Source organism: Streptomyces sp. NPDC126497 (assembly GCF_040302425.1).
Taxonomy (GTDB): Bacteria; Actinomycetota; Actinomycetes; order Streptomycetales; family Streptomycetaceae; genus Streptomyces.
On the sequence record NZ_JBEORT010000055.1, the window covers coordinates 26,546 to 46,037 of the forward strand.

Here is a 19,492-nt window from a genome sequence, read left to right on the forward strand (position 1 = left end):
TTACGACGACGGGAACGGTCGTACGTCGATGAGCCCCCGCGCCGGCCGGCCCGGCCCCCACACCCTCGCCTTCGTAGAGAGCCCGGTACAGCTGCTCAACGTGCTGGAGTGGGCGCACGCGCACGCGCCCGGCGTGGGGCTCACCCTCGTGGTCCTGTCCCCGGTCGACCCCATGACCCGCGGTCAGCTGCGCCGCATGGCGGAGCTGGCCCGCGAGGAGGGCCACGAGGTCCGCTGGGAGGAGGCGCGCGGGGGAGCGGGTGCCCCGCTGCAGACCGTCGGCGGCCTCGCCGGGCCGCTCCGCCGGGCCGACCGCGTGGTCCTCGGCGACCCCTTCTCCCGCTACGTCCAGCTGCTGCTGACGATCACCCGCGCCCGTGAGGTCGTCGTCGTCGACGACGGCACCGCGACCATGGAGTTCGTCGGCCAGCTGGCCCGCGGCGAACGCCTGGTGCGCTGGCACCGCAAGGGCGGCCTGCCGGGCCCCCGCGAACTCGTCCTCCTCCCGGTGTCCGCCGCCGCCCGGCGCCGGCTCACCCCCGGCGGGAAGCGCACGGTGGAGGTCTTCACCTCCATGCCCATGGAGGACACCCCGCCCGGCGTCACCGTCGCCTCCCACACCTTCGCCTGGACCCGGGACCGCTTCGGCCCGCCCCGCGTCACCCGGGGCGCCGACATGGTCGGCACGTCCCTGGTGGAGACCGGCGTGGTGGACGCCGACGCCTACCTGGAGGCCGTACGCGCCCTGGTGAGGACGCACGGCGCCAAGCGCTACTTCGCCCACCGCAGGGAGAGCACGGAGAAGCTCCACCGGCTCGCCGTCGAGACGGGAGTGGAGATCGTCCGCCCCGAGCTCCCGCTGGAGATCGTCGCCCGGCGCGGCCCCGTCGGCGCCACCGTCCTCAGCTTCCCCTCCACGGTCGTCCACACCCTGCCGCTGGCCCTCGCCGGCACGGGCGTCCGCGTCGCGGTGTGCGACATAGACCCCGCCTGGCTGACCGAGCACGCCTCCCCCCGCGCCCAGGGCTTCCTGGCCAACGTCACGGACACCGCCAAGTCCGTCCACCACCTGCGCACGGTGCCGGCGCTCTGAGCCCCGACCGCGGGAAGCCGGGGCGTGGAAGATGGGCCCCGCCCCGCCCCGGTCCGGCCGCGCCCGGCGGACCGGCTCACGCCGTCCCGGGTGCGGCGTCCGCGCCGGCTCGTCACCCAGGACGAGGAACGGTCACAGGCCGCCGAGGCCCTCCCGCCGCGTCCCGGGGAGGAGCGGCCGGCGCCGGGCGGGCCGCCGGCCCCGACCGGCGCGGTCGGCGGGCCGGCCCCGCGGCCCCGGAACGGACGAGCGCGCCCGTTCCGCGGTACGCGGATCCCCCCTCGACGGCGTCGACGCCGTACCGCGGCACGGCATCCGCCGAATGAACCGGTCCGCGTGCCTTCGGCCGATCGTGGTAACCGTGAGGAGTGGAGGGGTGCCGGAACCATGTCCCGGATTGTGATCGGCTTCATGGACCGGCAGGCCGACGGCCTATACCCTCGCGAAAAAGGAGGTGAGTGTACCCACCTCGAAACACGGCCATGCGTAGGGCGGCCAGATTTTCTCCCCCCAACGGACTGATTTTTTTTGATCGGGGGTCAGTGGACGGCTCTGGAGCCCTACTCTTCAAAGGGTGAAACCACTGATGTCACTGGAGTCCGAGATCGATCTCCCCGGGGGAGCGGTGCTCCCCGGCGCGCTGCCGGAGGCCCTGCGCGCCGAACTCGTGGCCTTCCGACGCGACCTCCACATGCACCCGGAGCTCGGCCACCAGGAGTTCCGCACCACCGCGGCGATCAAGGAACGCCTCGAGCGGGCCGGTCTGAAGCCGCGTGTCCTCTCCGGCGGCACCGGCGTGATCTGTGACATCGGAACCGACGACGAGGCCGGCACGGACTCGGCGATGCTCGCCCTGCGGGCCGACATCGACGGCCTGCCCATCCCCGACGCGAAGGCCGACTGCCCCTACCGCTCCACCGTGCCCGACCGCGCCCACGCCTGCGGCCACGACGTGCACACCACCGTCGTGCTCGGCACCGGCCTGGTCCTCGCCGAACTGCACCGCCAGGGCCTGCTGCCCCGCCCCGTGCGGCTGATCTTCCAGCCCGCCGAGGAGGTGCTGCCCGGCGGAGCGGCCGAGGTCATCGAGGACGGCGGACTCGACGGCATCGGCCGGATCCTCGCCGTGCACTGCGACCCCCGCGTCGACGCCGGGAAGATCGGCCTGCGCGAGGGTCCCATCACCTCGGCCTGCGACCGGCTGGAGATCGCCCTCGACGGCCCAGGCGGCCACACCGCCCGCCCGCACCTGACCACCGACCTGGTCACCGCCGCCGCCCGCGTCGTCACCGACGTGCCCGCCCTGGTCGGCCGGCGCGTCGACAGCCGCAGTGGACTCGCCGTGACCTGGGGCCGGGTCGAGTCGGGCCACGCGCCCAACGTCATCCCGCAGCACGCCGAGCTGTCCGGCACCGTGCGCTGCCTGGACCTGGAGACCTGGCGGCAGGCCCCCGACATCGTGGTCGCGGCCATCGACGAGGTGGCCAACCTGCACCGCGCCAAGTCGGAGATCACCTACGTGCGCGGCGTCCCGCCGGTCGTCAACGAGGCCGGCGCCACCGAGCTGCTGCGCGACGCCATGATCGCCCGGCGCGGGGTGGACTCCGTCGAGGGCACCGAACAGAGCCTCGGCGGCGAGGACTTCTCCTGGTACCTGGAGCGCGTCCCCGGCGCCATGGCCCGCCTCGGCGTCCGCACCCCCGGCGAGCGCACCGTGCGCGACCTGCACCAGGGCGACTTCGACGTGGACGAGCACGCCATCACCGTCGGCGTGGAACTCTTCACCGGCGCCGCCCTCCTCGACGCCCTGCGCTAGACGCTCCAGCCCCTCCACCCCGATCCGGCCCCTCCGGCGTTCGAGGAGCGGGTCCGGGCCAGAGCCCCGGGTTCGGGACGGGAGGGGGCGGCGGGGCGCGGGAAACCCCGTCCGGCCCCACCAGCCACCACCGTCACCTCCCCCACCCGTTCCGCTTGCGCGCCCCGCCTCCCGAAGGCAGCGTGGGGCGCGTGCACCCACGATCCCCGCACCGGTCGCCCGGTTCGAACCCGTACGGCCCCCTGGTTCACCAAGACGTAACCGGCCACCGGCACGAATGGATAACGGCCCCGCTCGATCCCGTTCCCAGGAGTTTCTACGCGCGTTAATGTGCGCCGAACCGAGCGCCCGCAGCGGGGCTTTGGAGAATGGGGAACTTCAGATGCGTCGGATATCCACACTGACCCGCGTCGCGGTGGGGGTCGCCTCGCTCGCGCTCGCCGCCACCGCCTGCGGCGGCACCAGCAGTGACAACGGCGACAGCGGCGGCTCCAAGAAAGACCTCGGCCTCGCCATCGCCTACGACATCGGGGGCAAGGGCGACCAGTCCTTCAACGACGCCGCCTTCGCCGGCCTGACCAAGGCCAAGGACGAGTTCGGCTACAAGACCGCCGACGTGGAGCCCACCGAGGGCGAGACCGACGCGGACAAGGAGCAGCGCCTGGCCTCGCTGGCCCGCCAGGGCTACGACCCGGTCATCGGCGTCGGCTTCGCCTACGGCCCGGCGATGAAGGCCGTGGCCGCGAAGTACCCGAAGACCACCTTCGGCATCGTCGACTCCGTGGTCGAGGGCGACAACGTCGCCTCCCTCGTCTTCGCCGAGGAGCAGGCCTCCTACCTGGCCGGCGTCGCCGCAGCCAAGGCCACCAAGACCGGCGTCGTCGGCTTCGTGGGCGGTGTGGACATCCCGCTGATCCACAAGTTCCAGGCGGGATACGAGCAGGGTGTGAAGGCCACCGACCCCAAGGTCAAGGTGATCCCGCAGTACCTCACCCAGACCGCGGAGGAGGGCGGCTTCTCCAGCCCCGACAAGGGCAAGGCCGCCGCCGAGGGCCAGATCGAGAAGAAGGCCGACGTCATCTACCAGGCGGCCGGCCTCTCCGGCCAGGGCGTCATCGAGGCCGCCGCCAAGGCGAAGGTCTGGGCGATCGGCGTCGACTCCGACCAGTACAAGCAGGAAGCCCTCGCCCCGTACAAGGACTACATCCTCACCTCCGCCCTGAAGGACGTCGGCGGTGCGGTGTACACCCTGGCCAAGTCGGTCGAGGACGGCAAGCCGCTGACCGGCACCCAGGTCTTCGACCTCAAGGTGAACGGCGTCGGCCTGTCGGAGAGCAACCCGAAGATGGCCCAGATCGCCGGCCTGACGGACGCCGTGGCCAAGGCCGAGGAAGGCATCGTCGACGGCTCCATCAAGGTCGACACCGAGCAGTAGGAACGGCGGCACACCCGCGCGGAGCGGGCGGACACCCCGGGTGTCCGCCCGCTTTGCCGTTCCCCTCCCGCCCCGCCCCCGCTCACCCACAGCCACCCCGTGTTCGCACCCGGCAACGCCCCGGCCGCCGTTCGGCGTTATGTTGGCCACGGCCGGATAACAAGGTGGACAGAAGGGGTTTTCAGGCAGGTCTACGCGCGTTAATCTGCGGCGAAGCCAGCGCCGCAGCTGAACACGTCCCGGCGCTTGTACGACTAGGAGCACCCCACATGCGCCGGATTTCCCGGATCACGGTCGCAGGCGCAGCGACCGCCTCCCTGGCCCTCGCCCTCTCCGCCTGCGGCGGCACCTCCACCTCCTCGAGCTCCTCGGACTCGAAGGGTGACAAGGGCCTCGCCATCGCCTACGACGTCGGCGGCAAGGGCGACCAGTCCTTCAACGACGCCGCGTACGCGGGCCTGGAGCAGGCGAAGAAGGAGTTCGGCTACGAGACCGCCGACGTCGAGCCCACCGACGGCGAGACCGACGCCGACAAGGAGCAGCGCCTGGTCTCGCTGGCGAAGCAGGGCTACAACCCGGTCGTCGGCGTCGGCTACGCGTACGCCTCCGCCGTGAAGGGCGCCGCGGAGAAGTACCCGGACACCACCTTCGGCATCGTCGACGACGCCACGATCGAGGCGGACAACGTCGCCGACCTGGTCTTCTCCGAGGAGCAGGCCTCCTACCTGGCCGGTGTCGCCGCCGCCGAGAGCACCAAGACCGACGTCGTCGGCTTCGTGGGCGGTGTGGACATCCCGCTGATCCACAAGTTCCGCGTCGGCTTCGAGCAGGGCGTCAAGGACACCGACCCCAAGGTCAAGGTGGTCTCGCAGTTCCTGACGCAGACCGCGGAGGAGGGCGGCTTCTCCAGCCCCGACAAGGGCAAGTCCGCGGCCGAGGGCCAGATCGAGAAGAAGGCCGACGTGATCTACGCGGCCGCCGGCCTGTCCGGCCAGGGCGTCATCGAGGCCGCCGCCGCCAACAAGGTGTGGGCGATCGGCGTCGACTCCGACCAGTACAAGCAGGAAGCCCTCGCCAAGTACAAGGACTCGATCCTCACCTCGGCGATGAAGGACGTCGCCAAGGCGGTGTACAACCTGGCGAAGTCGGTCGAGGAGGGCAAGCCCGCGACCGGTATCGTCAAGGGCGACCTGAAGACGGGTGAGGTGAGCCTGTCGAACTCCAACCCGAAGTTCGCGGACGACGCCGAGCTCCAGGAAGCCATCGAGACGGCCAAGGAGAAGATCGTCAGCGGCGAGATCAAGGTCAAGTCGAGCTGAGTGACACCCCCCGAGTAACCGCGGGGTCGCGTCCGCTCGACGGGGCACGGGGAGCCCGGCTCCCCGTGCCCCGTCGGGCGAGTGCGCCACCCCTTTGCATGCCGTAGGGGCGCTACGCGCGTAGACGGCCCCCGTCCCCAGGAGAGTGCGTCATCAACGCGTCCAGCAGCCCTCCGGCCGGAGCGGCGGTCAACGATTCGGTGACCGCCGTCGAGCTCGCCGGCATCACCAAGCGCTTCCCCGGTGTCGTGGCCAACCACGACATCCACCTCACGGTCCGCAAGGGCACCGTCCACGCCCTCGTCGGCGAGAACGGCGCCGGCAAGTCGACCCTGATGAAGATCCTCTACGGCATGCAGAAGCCGGACGAGGGCACCATCACGATCCACGGCGAGCAGGTGAGCTTCTCCTCGCCCGCCGACGCCATCGTCCGAGGCATCGGCATGGTGCACCAGCACTTCATGCTCGCCGACAACCTCACCGTCCTCGAGAACGTCGTCCTCGGCAGCGAGAAGCTCCACGGCATCGGCGGCAGGGCCCGCCGCACGATCAAGGAGCTCTCCGACCGCTACGGCCTCGGCGTCCGCCCCGACGTCCTGGTCGAGGAGCTCGGCGTCGCCGCCCGCCAGCGCGTGGAGATCCTCAAGGTCCTCTACCGCGGCGCCACCACCCTGATCCTCGACGAGCCCACCGCCGTCCTCGTCCCGCAGGAGGTCGACGCCCTCTTCGACAACCTGCGCGAGCTGAAGGCCGAGGGCCTGTCGGTCATCTTCATCTCCCACAAGCTGGGCGAGGTCCTCTCCGTCGCCGACGACATCACCGTCATCCGCCGCGGCACCACGGTCGGCACGGCCGTCCCCGCCGAGACGACCCCGCGCCAGCTCGCCGAGCTGATGGTCGGCAGCGAACTGCCGACGCCGGAGACGGCCGAGTCCACGGTCACCGACCGCCCCGTCCTCACCGTCGACAAGCTGCGCCTGGCCGCCCCCGGCGGCAAGGCGCTGCTCGACGACATCAGCTTCACCATCCACGCGGGCGAGGTCCTCGGCATCGCCGGCGTGGAGGGCAACGGCCAGACCGAGCTGGTCGACGCGCTCATCGGCCTGAAGCACGCCGACTCCGGCACCATCCGGCTGGCCGACGAGGAGATCACCTCCTGGGCCACCCGCAGGCGCCGCGAGCAGGGCATCGGCTACATCCCCGAGGACCGCCACCGCCACGGCCTGCTCCTGGAGGCCCCCCTCTGGGAGAACCGCATCCTCGGCCACGTCACCGAGAAGCCCAACGCCAAGGGCGTCTGGCTCGACCCGAAGGCCGCCCAGGAGGACACCCGCCGGATCGTCACCCAGTACGACGTCCGCACCCCCGGCATCGACGTCACCGCCGCCTCCCTGTCCGGCGGCAACCAGCAGAAGCTGATCGTCGGCCGCGAGATGAGCCACAAGCCGCGCTTCCTGATCGCCGCCCACCCCACCCGCGGTGTGGACGTCGGCGCCCAGGCCGCCATCTGGGACCACATCCGCGAGGCCCGCCGCGAGGGCCTGGCCGTGCTGCTGATCTCCGCCGACCTGGACGAGCTGATCGGTCTGTCCGACACCCTCCGGGTGATCTACGACGGCAAGCTGGTCGCGGACGCCGACCCGGCCACCATCACCCCGGAGGAACTCGGCACCGCCATGACCGGCGCCGCCGAGGGCCACCTCGAACACGACGAGACACCCGAGACCCCGGCCGACCCGTCCACGTCGGCCGAGTCTCCGGAAGACGAGGCCCGCTGATGAAGAAGTTCGACAAGGAGCGCGTGCTCCTCGCGGTGGCCGGTCCGGTCATCGCGCTCGCCGTGGCCTTCGTGCTCAGCGCGATCGTCCTGGTCGCCTCCGGCAAGAACCCGGTCGAACCGTTCGCCATCATGTTCGAGCAGGCCGGTTTCTCCGACATCCAGGTCCTGATCATCAACCAGGCCTCGATGTACTACATCGCGGCCCTCGCGGTGGCCATCGGCTTCCGGATGAACCTGTTCAACATCGGCGTCGACGGCCAGTACCAGCTCGGCGCCATGATGGCCGCCGTCGTCGGCGCGCACGCGAACCTGCCGGCGTTCCTCCAGGTCCCGCTGCTGCTGCTGACCGCCGTCCTCACCGGCGCCTTCTGGGCCGGCGTCGCCGGCGTCCTCAAGGTCACCCGGGGCGTCAGCGAGGTCGTCGCCACGATCATGCTCAACGCGATCGCCACCTCGCTCATCGTCTACATGTGGAAGCCGGACGTCTTCGGCGTCAAGATCGGCAACAACAGCACCACCGGCGAGATGCACGAGTCCGGCTGGATCCCCGGCATCGGCATGGGCGCGGCCGGTGAGATCTACGGCCTGGTGATCCTCGCCGTCCTGCTCGGCGTCGGCTACTGGATCGTCCTCAACCGCACCCGCTTCGGCTTCGACCTGCGCGCCTCCGGCGCCTCCGAGTCCGCCGCCTCCGCCTCCGGCGTCGACCCCAAGCGCATGGTCCTCACCGCCATGCTGCTCTCCGGCGCCATCGCCGGCCTCGCGGGCCTGCCGATCCTCCTCGGCGACTCCCACACCTACAACCTCAACTTCCCCACCGGCATCGGCTTCCTCGGCATCGGCATCGCCCTGCTCGGCCGCAACAGCCCGGTCGGGATCGCCTTCGCCGCCCTGCTGTGGGCCTGGCTCGACAAGGCCTCGCCCGAGCTGGACTTCCACGGCTACGACAAGGAGATCGCGGTCATCATGCAGGGCCTGATCGTCCTCTCGGTCGTCGTCTCCTACGAGGCCGTCCGCGAGTGGGGCCTGCGCCGTCAGCAGCGCCGGGTCGGCGCGGAACTCGCCGCGGGGCACGTCCTGGGCGCCGACAACAACACCACGAAGGAGGTGGCCGGCCGATGACCGCTCCGACCACAGCGACCGACGTCAACCAGCCGTCGCTGGAGCACGCACCGCCGACCGGCCGCCGCATGTCGTGGCCCGTCCTGCTCCTGGTCATCGCCGGAGCCCTGGCACTGGTCTCGATCGTCCGCATCATCACCGGCGCGGACGGCATCACCAACGTCAGCCAGATGTCCACCGCCCTCCAGCTCGCGGTCCCGATCGGCCTCGCCGGCCTCGGCGGCCTGTGGGCCGAGCGCGCGGGCGTGGTCAACATCGGCCTCGAGGGCATGCTGATCCTCGGCACCTGGTTCGGTGCCTGGGCCGGCTTCCAGTGGGGTCCGTGGACCGGCGTCCTGGTCGGCGTCATCGGCGGCGCGCTCGGCGGTCTGCTGCACGCGATCGTCACCGTCACCTTCAACGTCAACCACATCGTCTCCGGCGTGGCCCTCAACATCCTCGCCCTCGGCGCCACCCGCTACCTCGCCCCGCTCGCCTTCGAGGGCCACCAGGGCGGCTCCGCCAAGCAGTCCCCGGCGGTCGAGTCCCTCGGCCACTTCACCGTGCCGGGGCTGTCCGACGCGCTGAGCGACCTCAACGGCAAGGGCTGGTTCTTCGTCTCCGACGTCGCCGGCCTGCTCGGCGGACTGGTCACCAACGTCTCCTGGCTGACCCTGATCGCCGTCGCGCTCATCCCCGCCACCTGGTGGATCCTGTGGCGCACCGCGTTCGGCCTGCGGCTGCGCTCCTGCGGCGAGAACCCGATCGCCGCCGAGTCCCTCGGCGTCAACGTCTACAAGTACAAGTACCTCGCGGTGATCATCTCCGGCGGACTGGCCGGCCTCGGCGGCGTCTTCCTGTCCATCGTGGCCAACCCCTTCTACCTGGAGGGCCAGACCAGCGGCCGCGGCTACATCGGCCTCGCCGCGATGATCTTCGGCAACTGGATGCCGGGCGGCCTCGCCATCGGCGCCGGCCTCTTCGGCTACACCGACAGCCTCAACCTGCGCGGCGGCTCCGCCAACGTGCACGCCCTGCTGCTGCTCGGCGCGCTGCTGCTGGTCATCGGCGCGATCTGGCTGGCGGTCCGCAAGAAGTACGTCCACGCGGCGATCACCCTGGTCGTCGGCGCCCTCGTCTTCGCCTGGTACGCCGGCACCAACGAGGTCCCCAACCAGGTCGTCTCCGCCACGCCGTACGTCATCACCCTGGTCGTCCTCGCGCTCTCCGCGCAGCGGCTGCGGATGCCGAAGGCGGACGGCATGCCGTACCGGAAGGGACAGGGCAAGTGACCGCCCCCCGGTCCACCGCGGCCGACGTCGACTGGGAGGCGCTGCGCGCCGTGGCGCGGGACGCCATGTCCCACGCCTACGCCCCCTACTCGGGCTACCCGGTCGGCGTGGCGGCCCTGGTCGACGACGGACGCACGGTCTCCGGCTGCAACGTCGAGAACGCCTCGTACGGGATCGGGCTGTGCGCCGAGTGCGGACTGGTCTCGGAGCTCCAGCGCACCGGGGGCGGCCGGCTCACGCACTTCACCTGCGTGGACGGCGCCGGCGAGATCCTCGTCCCGTGCGGCCGCTGCCGCCAGCTGCTGTACGAGTTCGGCGGCCCCGGTCTGCTCCTGGAGACCCCGGCGGGGATCCTGCCGCTGTCGGAGATGCTGCCGCAGGCCTTCGGTCCGCAGCACCTCACCAAGTAATTCCTCCGTGGCCCCTTCGTCCGACGGCCGTTACCGTCGGCCGGAGGGGCCGCACCCTTCGCACCTCCGGAAGGAACGCCAGCCATGGCCATGGACGCCATCTCCGTCATCCGCACCAAGCGGGACCGCGGCGAACTCAGCGACGAGCAGATCGACTGGGTGATCGACGCGTACACCCGCGGGGAGGTGGCCGACGAGCAGATGTCGGCGCTCGCGATGGCGATCCTCCTCAACGGCATGAACCGGAGCGAGATCGCCCGCTGGACGGCCGCGATGATCGCCTCCGGCGAGCGCATGGACTTCTCGTCCCTGTCCCGCCCCACCGCCGACAAGCACTCCACCGGCGGCGTCGGTGACAAGATCACCCTGCCGCTGGCCCCCCTTGTCGCGGCCTGCGGCGCGGCCGTCCCGCAGCTCTCCGGCCGCGGCCTCGGCCACACCGGCGGCACCCTCGACAAGCTGGAGTCCATCCCCGGCTGGCGCGCCCTGCTCTCCAACGAGGAGATGCTGAACGTGCTGGACACCACCGGCGCGGTGATCTGCGCGGCCGGCGACGGGCTGGCCCCGGCGGACAAGAAGCTGTACGCGCTCCGGGACGTCACGGGCACGGTCGAGGCGATCCCGCTGATCGCCTCGTCCATCATGTCGAAGAAGATCGCAGAGGGTACCGGCTCCCTGGTCCTGGACGTGAAGGTCGGCACCGGCGCCTTCATGAAGACGATCGACGACGCCCGCGAACTGGCCCGCACCATGGTCGGCCTGGGCACCGACTCCGGCGTGAAGACGGTCGCCCTGCTCACCGACATGTCCACCCCGCTCGGCCTGACCGCCGGCAACGCCCTCGAGGTCCGCGAGTCGGTCGAGGTCCTGGCGGGCGGCGGCCCCGCGGACGTCGTCGAGCTGACCCTGGCCCTGGCCCGCGAGATGCTCGACGCGGCCGGCCTGAAGGACGCCGACCCGGCGAAGGCCCTCGCCGACGGCTCCGCGATGGACGTCTGGCGCCGCATGATCGCCGCCCAGGGCGGCGACCCGGACGCGGAGCTGCCGGTCGCCCGGGAACAGCACGTCGTCAAGGCCCCGTCCTCGGGCGTCCTGACCCGCCTCGACGCCTACGACATCGGCGTCGCCGCCTGGCGCCTCGGCGCGGGCCGCGCCCGCAAGGAGGACCCGGTCCAGGCGGGCGCGGGCGTCGAACTCCACGCCAGGCCCGGCGACACCGTGACGGAGGGCCAGCCCCTCCTCACCCTCCACACGGACACCCCGGACCGCTTCGACTACGCGCTGAAGTCGATCGAGGGCTCGTACGACATCCAGGCCCCCGGCACGGACTTCTCCGCCACGCCGGTCGTGCTGGAACGTATCGCCTGACCTGCGGTTTCCCTGATCGGGTGAACGGGACCGGTGGACCCCCACCGGTCCCGTTCGGCATGCTGTGCTCGGTGACGCACCGATAGGAGACCGCCATGAGCGCACTCACCGTGAGCCAGGAGCCCGACCAGAACTGGGACGACCTCGTCCGGTTCTGGGAGGAGATGGAATGGCCCGAGGGCAGCAAGGTGGAGATCATCGAGGGGATCATCACCGTGTCACCCGCTCCCGCTTACCGTCACAACTTGATCGCGGAAAGTATTCAGCGTCGCCTCTACTCGTTGATTCCACCGGACTGGGGGATCTTCCAGACGCTGGCGATCGCCGTGCCCTCGCGGATGGGCATGCTCATTCCAGATCTTGTGGTGGCCCCGAGGCGGGACCACACGGAATCGGACACCCACATCCCCGCGGCCCTCGCCGAGCTGGTCGTCGAGGTCACCTCGAAGTCCAACGCCCGCGACGACCGCGTCGGCAAGCCCGCCGCCTACGCCGCCGCGGGCATCCCGCTGTACCTCCTCGTCGACCGGTGGGCCCCCGACGGCCCGACCGCGACGCTCTACGGCGAACCGAAGGATGACGTCTACCGTCCCTTGAGCACCGCGAAGTTCGGCGAGCCGATCAAGCTCCCCGCCCCCTTCGACCTCGTCATCGACACCAGCGAGTTCCCGGAGACCTGACTCACCCCAGCAACGCCGCGACCACCACCAGCACCGGCACCGACACCACCGTCGACACCAGGATCGCCTCCCGGGCCAGCTTCTCGCCCACCCGGTAGCTGCTCGCGTACGTGAAGAGGTTCTGGGCGGCCGGGAGGGCCGAGGTCACCACCACGTCCAGCAGGTGCGCGCCGCGCAGGCCGAAGACGCCCACCGCCAGCGCCCAGGCGGCCAGCGGCTGGCCCACCGCCTTCAGCCCCACGGCGAGCAGGACCGCACCACGGTCACCGCCCCGCAGGGGCAGCGTGCTGCCGCGCAGCGAGATGCCGAAGGCGAGGAGCACGGCGGGGACCGCCATGTTGCCGATCAGGGTCACCGGGTCCCACACCGGGCCCGGTATCTCGATCCCGGCCGCCGACACCGCCACCCCCGCCAGCGACCCCACCGCGATCGGATTGCGCAACGGGGTCAGGATCCGCCGCCACAGTGGTTGCCTCCCGCCCGCCGTCGACAGGTCGAGGATCGTCAGCGCGACCGGGGTGACCCCGACCAGCTGGAACAGCAGCACCGGCGCCACGAGCGAGGCGTCGCCCAGCACGTACACCGCGATCGGGATCCCCAGGTTGCCGGAGTTGACGTAGCTGGAGCACAGGGCGCCGATGGTGGTGCGGCCCACGCCCCAGCCCCGTACGACACCCACCGCGACGAAGACGCCCGCCACCGCCGCCGTGCTCAGCGCGGTGACCAGGAGCCGGCCGGAGAAGACCACCGACAGGTCGGCCCGGGCCAGCGTGGTGAACAGCAGCGCCGGGGACGCCACGTGGAACGCCAGCTTCGTCAGGACCTCGCGGCCCTGGGCGCCGAGGTGCCCCCGGCGGCCGATGACGTAGCCGACGCCGATGACGACGGCGATCACCAGGAACCCGCTCAGCACCCCCTGCACGGCAGCTCCCCACGGACGCGAAGGGCACCGGACACCGGGGGCGGGGACGATCTATGGCACATACACCCAACCCTCCGGGGAGGGTCGTGCCCGGGTCAATGTGATCCTTGCGGCGCCGGTCCCGCGACACGTCGCGATGAGTTGCGCGCCGTCGCCCGGTCTACCGGTCGTGGACGCCATGACACCGCCCGTACTCGTGCTCAGCGGCCCCCTCGCCCCGGACGGGGTGAGCGGGCCCTGCGACGCGCTGCGGGCGCTGATGGACAGCGGCGGTGGCGGCGGCTCCGGCCGGGTGGTCGTGTGCGATGTCGCCGGGCTGGGGCCGGCCGGTCTCGCCGCCGTGAACCTGCTCGCCCGGCTCCAGCTCACCGCCCGCCGGGCCGGGGGCCGGATACGGCTGCGCGATCCCTCCCCGGCGCTATGCGCCCTGCTCGACCTGGTCGGCCTCCGCTTCGAGATGGAGGGGCAGGTCGAACAGCGGGAACCACCGCTTGGTGTCGAGGAAGCAGTGGAACCCGGTGATCCGGCCGTCTGAGATCTCCAGCACCTGGACCGCCCACGGTGTGAAGCCGCCGGCCTCCGGGTCGGGCTTGTACTGCGCGAACCCCGGCAGTCCGTTGACCTCCACCGGTATCAGCCGCGAACCCGCGCAGGCGGCGCCCAGTGTCGTCATGAAGCCCGTGATGTCCTCGGTGCCGGTCAGCCACAGGTCGAACGGCGGCATCGTCATGACGGCGTCCTCGTGCAGCAGCGCGGTCAGCGCCGACATGTCGTACCCCTCGAACGCCGCCACATAGCGCTCGAGCAGCTTCCGCTGCTCCTCGTCCAGCGGGTCGGAGACCGACGCGTCGGCGCCCGGCTGCCGCCGCTCGGCGAGCGTCGCCCGGGCCCGCTGGAGCGCGCTGTTGACCGACGCGACCGACGTGTCCAGCAGCTCGGCGACCTCGCTCGCCTTCCAGGCCAGCACCTCGCGCAGGATCAGCACCGCCCGCTGCTTGGCCGGCAGCTGCTGCAGCGCGGCCATGAAGGCGAGCCGCACCGACTCCTTGGCGACCGCCGCCTCCGCCGGATCGGCGGGCGTGGGCAGCACCCGGGAGTCGGGCATCGGCTCCAGCCACGTGCTGTCCGGGCGGGGGGAGAGGGCCGCCCGCGCCAGGGGGGTGGATTCGGTCAGATCCATCGGCCTCGCCCGCTTGTTGCCCGCCGTCAGCATGTCCAGGCAGACGTTGGTCGCGATGCGGTACAGCCAGGAGCGCAGGCTGGAGCGGCCCTCGAACCTGTCGTAGCTGCGCCACGCCCGGATCATCGTGTCCTGCACCGCGTCCTCCGCCTCGAAGGAGGAGCCGAGCATCCGGTAGCAGTACCCGGTCAGTTCGACCCGGTGCGCCTCCAGCCTGGCGTCCAGGTCGGTCGTCGTCGCGGTGCCGTTCGTCATCGTCCACCCACCCCATGTGGTGTCGTCGTGGTCCACCACTTCGGAAGCTACCGCAGCCCACTGACAACGGCCCTCCGGCGGACGAACGCGCAGTTCAGGAGTGCCGGCGCGGAAGCGGGGACGAGGAGGATCAGGCCGGCCGGGCCACGGCCGCCCGCGCCGCCGCCCGCGTCCCGGCCAGGGTGATCGCCACGACCCCGGCCACCGCCACCAGCCCGACCCCCACCGTTCCGGCCCAGCCCCCCGCGTGGAACGCGAGCGCGCCCACCGTGCTGCCCGCGCTGGACCCGACGTAGTACGCGGACTGGTACAGGGCCGACGCCTGCGCCCGCCCCACCGTCGCCGTCTTCCCGACCGCCGACGACGCCACCGCGTGCCCCGCGAAGAACCCCGCCGTGATCAGCACCAGCCCCAGCAGCACCACCGGCAGCGACCCGGCCAGCGACAGCAGCAGCCCCGCCGCGGTCGTCCCGCCCCCCGCGTACAGCGCGCCCCGACGGCCCAGCCGCCCGACCAGCCGTCCGGCGGCCGAGGCCGAGACCGTGCCCACCAGGTACACCAGGAAGATCGAGCCCACGATGCCCTGCGGCAGCGAGAACGGCGCCCCGGTCAGCCGGTACCCGATGACCGTGTAGACACCGCCGAACACCGTCATGAACAGCGCGCCGATCGCGTACAGCCGCCGCAGCAGCGGATCGGCGAGGTGGCCGCGGACGGTGCGCGCCAGCACCCGCGGCCGCAGCGAGCCCGGACGGAAGTGCCGAGGCGCCGGCAGCAGCAGCCGGAACGCCACCGCACACCCCACCGCGACCACGCCGATCGCCCCGACGGCGACCCGCCAGCCCCACTCCTGCGCCACCCATCCGGTGATCACCCGGCCGCTCATCCCGCCGACGCTGTTGCCGGCGACGAACAGCCCGATCGCGGTCACCAGCGCCTTCGGCGTGACCTCCTCCGCGAGGTACGCCGTCGCCGACGCCGGAAGCCCGGCCAGCGCCGCACCCTGCAGCGCCCGCAGCGCCACCAGCGCGCCCAGCGACGGCGCGAACGGCACCAGCAGCCCGATCGTCACCGCGACGGCCAGCGAGACCGTCATGACCGCACGCCGCCCGTAGCGCTCGGACAGCGCGCTCATCGGCAGCACGAACAGCGCCAGCCCACCGGTCGCCGCCGCCACCGTCCAGCTCGCGTCGCCCGCGCTCACCGCGAAGTCACCGGAGATCAGCGGCAGCAGGGCCTGGGTGGAGTACAGCAGCGCGAAGGTCGCGACGCCCGCGAGGAACAGGGCGAGACTCATCCGGCGGTAGCCGGGCCCGCCCGGGGACATCCGGGACTCGCGGGCGGCGCCGGGGACGGGCCGGGTGGCGGCGGAAGGGGTCGGAGGAACGGATACGACGGCGCCCACCCTGGTGGACGCCCCGGTACTGGCGGGAGTCATGCCTCGAAGCTACGGACGCCCCCGCTCATCCGTCCAATGCACGGAATGCCCATAATCGTTCCCATGGAGCATCAGCACAGGTCACGGGGTCGGCTGTCACGGACCAGTGACACACGCGTCACGGAAGACATGTCGAGACTGCTGGCCCCGCGCCTCGCCCACTTCGCCGGCGTCGCCCGCACCGAGCACGTCACCCGCGCCGCCCAGGAGATGCAGGTCCCGCAGTCGACCCTCTCCCGGGCGATGGTCCGCCTGGAACAGGACCTGGGCGTCGAGCTGTTCGCCCGCCACGGCCGCACGGTCTCCCTCACCCCGGCCGGACGCACCTTCCTCACCTCCGTCGAGCGCGCCCTCGCCGAGATCCGGCGCGCCGCCGACGAGGTGCGCGCCGACGCCGACCCCGCCACCGGCAAGGTCGCCTTCGGCTTCCTGCACACCATGGGCGCCGAGACCGTGCCCGGCCTGCTGCACGCCTTCCGCGCCGACCACCCGGGCATCCGCTTCAGCCTGGTCCAGAACTACGGCGAGGCCATGCTGGAGCGCCTGCGCGCGGGCGAACTCGACCTGTGCCTGACCTCCCCGGTGCCCGACGCCCCCGACCTCGTCGCCCGCCGTCTCGACGAGCAGAAGCTGCGCCTGGTCGTCCCCGCCGACCACCGTCTCGCCGACCGCCGCCGCATCCGCCTCGCGGAGGCCGCCGAGGAGAACTTCGTGACCCTGGAACCCGGGTACGGCCTGCGCCGCATCACCGACGACCTCTGCGCCCAGGCCGGATTCGGACCCCGCATCGCCTTCGAGGGCGAGGAGGCCGAAACCCTGCGCGGCCTGGTGGCGGCGGGCCTGGGCGTGGCCCTCCTCCCCCCGCCGGCCTTCCCCCGCCCCGGAGTGGTCGAGCTGACGGTCACCGCCCCCAGGGCGGCCAGGGAGATCGGCGTGGCCTGGCTGGCCGGCCACCCGGACACACCCCCGGTGGCGGCCTTCAAGAAGTTCCTGCTCTCCAAGAGGGGCTCCCTGCTTCCCGGGTGAGGAGGGGCGACCGCTCCCGGCCCGGGGAGGGGTGGCCGGCCGCCGACGGCCCGCGGCCGCCGCACGACACGGACCCCGCCGGCGCTACCGCCGCAGGGACTTTCCGAACCCCGCGGCGAGCGGCATCCGCAGCCCCAGCGGCGGAGGCGCCGCCAGGGCGTCCTGGACGGGCCGCGAGAACGCCCGCCCGAACAGCGCCCCCATCACGAAGTCCTCCGCCAGCGCCAGCACTTCCTCCCGGTACTGGCTCAAGCCGTGCCCGTCCGCGTGGACCTCGAACCGGCACACCTCCCGGTTCGCCTTCTTCGCCCGCGCCGCCAGCCGGAACGACAGTTCGGGGTCGCTCCGCGCGTCGTTCGTGCCGTGCACGATCAGCACCCGCCGCCCCACGAGCTGCTTCACCGGTTCGGGTGGCGCCGCCACGTCCTCGTCCGGCAGCCGGGGAGCGAGCGCCAACACGGAGTTGACGGCCTCGTGGCCCCCCGCGCGCAGCGCGGCCCTGCCGCCCATGCCGATCCCGGCGAGGCAGACGGGCACGTCCCCGTAGCGCCGTACGGCCTCGTCGGCGGCCCAGGCGGCGTCGCGAGCCGGATGCGCCTCGCTGCCGTTCCAGCCCCGGTAGCGGTAGTGGACGACGTGGACGGCGAGGCTCTCGTCCCGGCCCGCGCGGGCGAGGCGGCGCCCCACGGCGCGTACGGAGGCGGCCGCCATGACGGCGGACGGTCTGCGGGCGGACACCTCCTCGCCGCCGGGGAGCAGCAGCACCACTCCGCTCACCGCCCCCGGCTCCGGGCCGAGCGTCCTCCCCAGCCGGGCCGTGCGCACCGGCGTCGCTTCCTGTGCCATGGCAGAACATTCTCAGAAGTACGGGTGTACTCCACCCGGCCGTGCGGTCACCGTTGGATATCGGCCCCTGTGTCCACCATGTGATCTACGCGCGTAGGAGTTAGAGTGCGGAAATGACGAGCCAGACCACCGCGAACACCCCGACGACGGAGCAGATCCGCCGGGCGCCCAAGGTTCTGCTGCACGACCACCTCGACGGCGGCCTGCGCCCCGGCACCGTCGTCGACCTGGCCCGCGCGAGCGGGTACCTCCAGCTCCCCGAGACCGACCCCGACAAGCTCGGCCTGTGGTTCAGGGAGGCCGCCGACTCCGGCTCCCTGGAGCGGTACCTGGAGACGTTCTCGCACACCGTCGGGGTCATGCAGACCCGCGACGCCCTCGTCCGGGTCGCCGCCGAGTGCGCCGAGGACCTGGCCGAGGACGGTGTCGTCTACGCCGAGGTGCGCTACGCGCCCGAGCAGCACCTCGAGGGCGGGCTGACCCTCGAGGAGGTCGTCGAGGCGGTCGACGAGGGCTTCCGGCAGGGGGAGCGGAAGGCGCGGGAGAACGGCCACCGCATCCGGGTCGGCGCCCTGCTCACCGCGATGCGGCACGCCGCCCGCGCCCTGGAGATCGCCGAACTCGCCAACCGCTACCGGGACCTGGGCGTCGTCGGCTTCGACATCGCGGGCGCCGAGGCCGGTTACCCGCCCACCCGGCACCTCGACGCCTTCGAGTACCTGAAGCGGGAGAACAACCACTTCACCATCCACGCCGGCGAGGCGTTCGGGCTGCCGTCCATCTGGCAGGCGCTGCAGTGGTGCGGCGCCGACCGGCTCGGGCACGGGGTGCGGATCATCGACGACATCCGGGTCCGCGACGACGGCACGGTGGAACTCGGCCGGCTCGCCTCCTACGTCCGGGACAAGCGCGTCCCGCTGGAGCTGTGCCCGAGCTCCAACCTGCAGACCGGGGCCGCCGCCTCGTACGCCGAGCATCCGATCGGCCTGCTGCGCCGGCTGCACTTCCGGGCCACGGTGAACACCGACAACCGCCTGATGTCCCACACCAGCATGAGCCGGGAGTTCGAGCACCTGGTCGAGGCCTTCGGGTACACGCTCGACGACCTGCAGTGGTTCTCCGTCAATGCGATGAAGTCGGCGTTCATCCCTTTCGATGAACGGCTGGCCATGATCAATGACGTCATCAAGCCCGGGTACGCCGAACTGAAATCCGCATGGCTGTTCCGCCAGACGGCTTCCACCAGCGGTTCTCCGGCAGCGGGGAGCTGACAGCGGCGTCCTCGGGAGATCCGGACGCCGACGGCCCCCCGCTCTGCGTCCGTACGTCCGTGTTTGCGGCGGGAGGGGTCCCGTGTCTACGTTCACGGCACCGCTCACCCCCGTACTCCGACGCGAGGACGCACTTCATGAAGCAGTCTGCTGCCAGGACCCTCGGTTCGGGATGTCCGTACCCGCACCCAGCCGCGACAACGTCACCGCCAGCGCCGCCTGCAGCACCATGAACACCGTCACACCACGCTCTCGCGCCA

17 protein-coding genes are annotated in these 19,492 nt (G+C 71.8%); 13 read left to right on the forward strand and 4 right to left on the reverse strand.

The window, feature by feature from the left end; all coding sequences use genetic code 11:
* The first annotated feature begins 28 nt into the window (after window positions 1-28).
* From ABTY20_RS22135 to ABTY20_RS22180, 10 genes are all read left to right on the forward strand, one after another.
* A complete protein-coding gene (locus ABTY20_RS22135) occupies window positions 29-1,093 on the forward strand; it encodes a hypothetical protein (protein ID WP_351998737.1) in 1,065 nt (354 codons plus the stop codon).
* Window positions 1,094-1,679: 586 nt separating this feature from the next.
* Window positions 1,680-2,909: a M20 family metallopeptidase gene (locus ABTY20_RS22140; protein WP_351998752.1), complete on the forward strand. Its 1,230-nt coding sequence runs from the start codon at window positions 1,680-1,682 to the stop codon at window positions 2,907-2,909.
* Between the two features lie 382 nt (window positions 2,910-3,291).
* On the forward strand, window positions 3,292-4,344 hold the full coding sequence (locus ABTY20_RS22145) for a BMP family lipoprotein (RefSeq protein WP_351998738.1): 1,053 nt from the start codon (window positions 3,292-3,294) through the stop codon (window positions 4,342-4,344).
* A 269-nt stretch (window positions 4,345-4,613) separates the two neighbouring features.
* Window positions 4,614-5,663 (forward strand): BMP family lipoprotein, encoded by a 1,050-nt coding sequence (locus tag ABTY20_RS22150; RefSeq protein WP_351998739.1) that lies wholly within the window; start codon window positions 4,614-4,616, stop codon window positions 5,661-5,663.
* Window positions 5,664-5,863: 200 nt separating this feature from the next.
* Complete coding sequence (locus ABTY20_RS22155; RefSeq protein WP_351998740.1) at window positions 5,864-7,441, forward strand: ABC transporter ATP-binding protein; 1,578 nt, start codon at window positions 5,864-5,866, stop codon at window positions 7,439-7,441.
* Window positions 7,441-8,565, forward strand: a complete 1,125-nt coding sequence (locus ABTY20_RS22160) for an ABC transporter permease (RefSeq protein WP_351998741.1) — start codon at window positions 7,441-7,443, stop codon at window positions 8,563-8,565. The genes ABTY20_RS22155 and ABTY20_RS22160 overlap by 1 nt, the downstream gene beginning before the upstream one ends.
* Complete coding sequence (locus ABTY20_RS22165) at window positions 8,562-9,836, forward strand: ABC transporter permease (RefSeq protein ID WP_351998742.1); 1,275 nt, start codon at window positions 8,562-8,564, stop codon at window positions 9,834-9,836. Before ABTY20_RS22160 ends, ABTY20_RS22165 begins: the two co-directional genes overlap by 4 nt.
* Entirely contained in the window at window positions 9,833-10,246 is a 414-nt protein-coding gene (locus ABTY20_RS22170; protein ID WP_351998743.1) for a cytidine deaminase, read from the forward strand. Before ABTY20_RS22165 ends, ABTY20_RS22170 begins: the two co-directional genes overlap by 4 nt.
* 90 nt (window positions 10,247-10,336) lie before the next feature.
* Entirely contained in the window at window positions 10,337-11,614 is a 1,278-nt protein-coding gene (locus ABTY20_RS22175; RefSeq protein ID WP_351998753.1) for a thymidine phosphorylase, read from the forward strand.
* Window positions 11,615-11,709: 95 nt separating this feature from the next.
* Complete coding sequence (locus ABTY20_RS22180; RefSeq protein WP_351998744.1) at window positions 11,710-12,294, forward strand: Uma2 family endonuclease; 585 nt, start codon at window positions 11,710-11,712, stop codon at window positions 12,292-12,294.
* A gap of 1 nt (window position 12,295) precedes the next feature.
* Here ABTY20_RS22180 and ABTY20_RS22185 read toward each other — a convergent pair whose 3' ends face one another.
* The gene (locus ABTY20_RS22185; RefSeq protein WP_351998745.1) at window positions 12,296-13,216 is read right to left on the reverse strand and encodes an AEC family transporter; all 921 of its coding nucleotides are present in this window, start codon (window positions 13,214-13,216) and stop codon (window positions 12,296-12,298) included.
* Between the two features lie 136 nt (window positions 13,217-13,352).
* Here ABTY20_RS22185 and ABTY20_RS22190 point away from each other — a divergent pair, with 136 nt between their 5' ends.
* Complete coding sequence (locus tag ABTY20_RS22190; protein ID WP_502991858.1) at window positions 13,353-13,751, forward strand: STAS domain-containing protein; 399 nt, start codon at window positions 13,353-13,355, stop codon at window positions 13,749-13,751.
* On the opposite strand, the gene ABTY20_RS22195 is transcribed toward ABTY20_RS22190, so the two are convergent.
* Window positions 13,635-14,651, reverse strand: coding sequence for a sigma-70 family RNA polymerase sigma factor (locus ABTY20_RS22195; protein WP_351998747.1), 1,017 nt, complete (start codon window positions 14,649-14,651; stop codon window positions 13,635-13,637). The two genes, ABTY20_RS22190 and ABTY20_RS22195, sit on opposite strands and share 117 nt — an antisense overlap.
* A 130-nt stretch (window positions 14,652-14,781) precedes the next feature.
* Window positions 14,782-16,089, reverse strand: coding sequence for an MFS transporter (locus tag ABTY20_RS22200; RefSeq protein ID WP_351998748.1), 1,308 nt, complete (start codon window positions 16,087-16,089; stop codon window positions 14,782-14,784).
* Between the two features lie 63 nt (window positions 16,090-16,152).
* Between ABTY20_RS22200 and ABTY20_RS22205 the strand changes: the two genes are divergently transcribed.
* Window positions 16,153-17,115, forward strand: coding sequence for a LysR family transcriptional regulator (locus tag ABTY20_RS22205; protein ID WP_351998749.1), 963 nt, complete (start codon window positions 16,153-16,155; stop codon window positions 17,113-17,115).
* An 84-nt stretch (window positions 17,116-17,199) separates the two neighbouring features.
* Here ABTY20_RS22205 and ABTY20_RS22210 read toward each other — a convergent pair whose 3' ends face one another.
* Window positions 17,200-17,961 carry an alpha/beta hydrolase gene (locus tag ABTY20_RS22210; RefSeq protein ID WP_351998750.1) on the reverse strand — a complete coding sequence of 254 codons (762 nt, stop codon included), beginning with the start codon at window positions 17,959-17,961 and terminating at the stop codon, window positions 17,200-17,202.
* Between the two features lie 113 nt (window positions 17,962-18,074).
* Here ABTY20_RS22210 and ABTY20_RS22215 point away from each other — a divergent pair, with 113 nt between their 5' ends.
* Entirely contained in the window at window positions 18,075-19,232 is a 1,158-nt protein-coding gene (locus ABTY20_RS22215; RefSeq protein WP_351998751.1) for an adenosine deaminase, read from the forward strand.
* Window positions 19,233-19,492 lie beyond the last annotated feature (260 nt).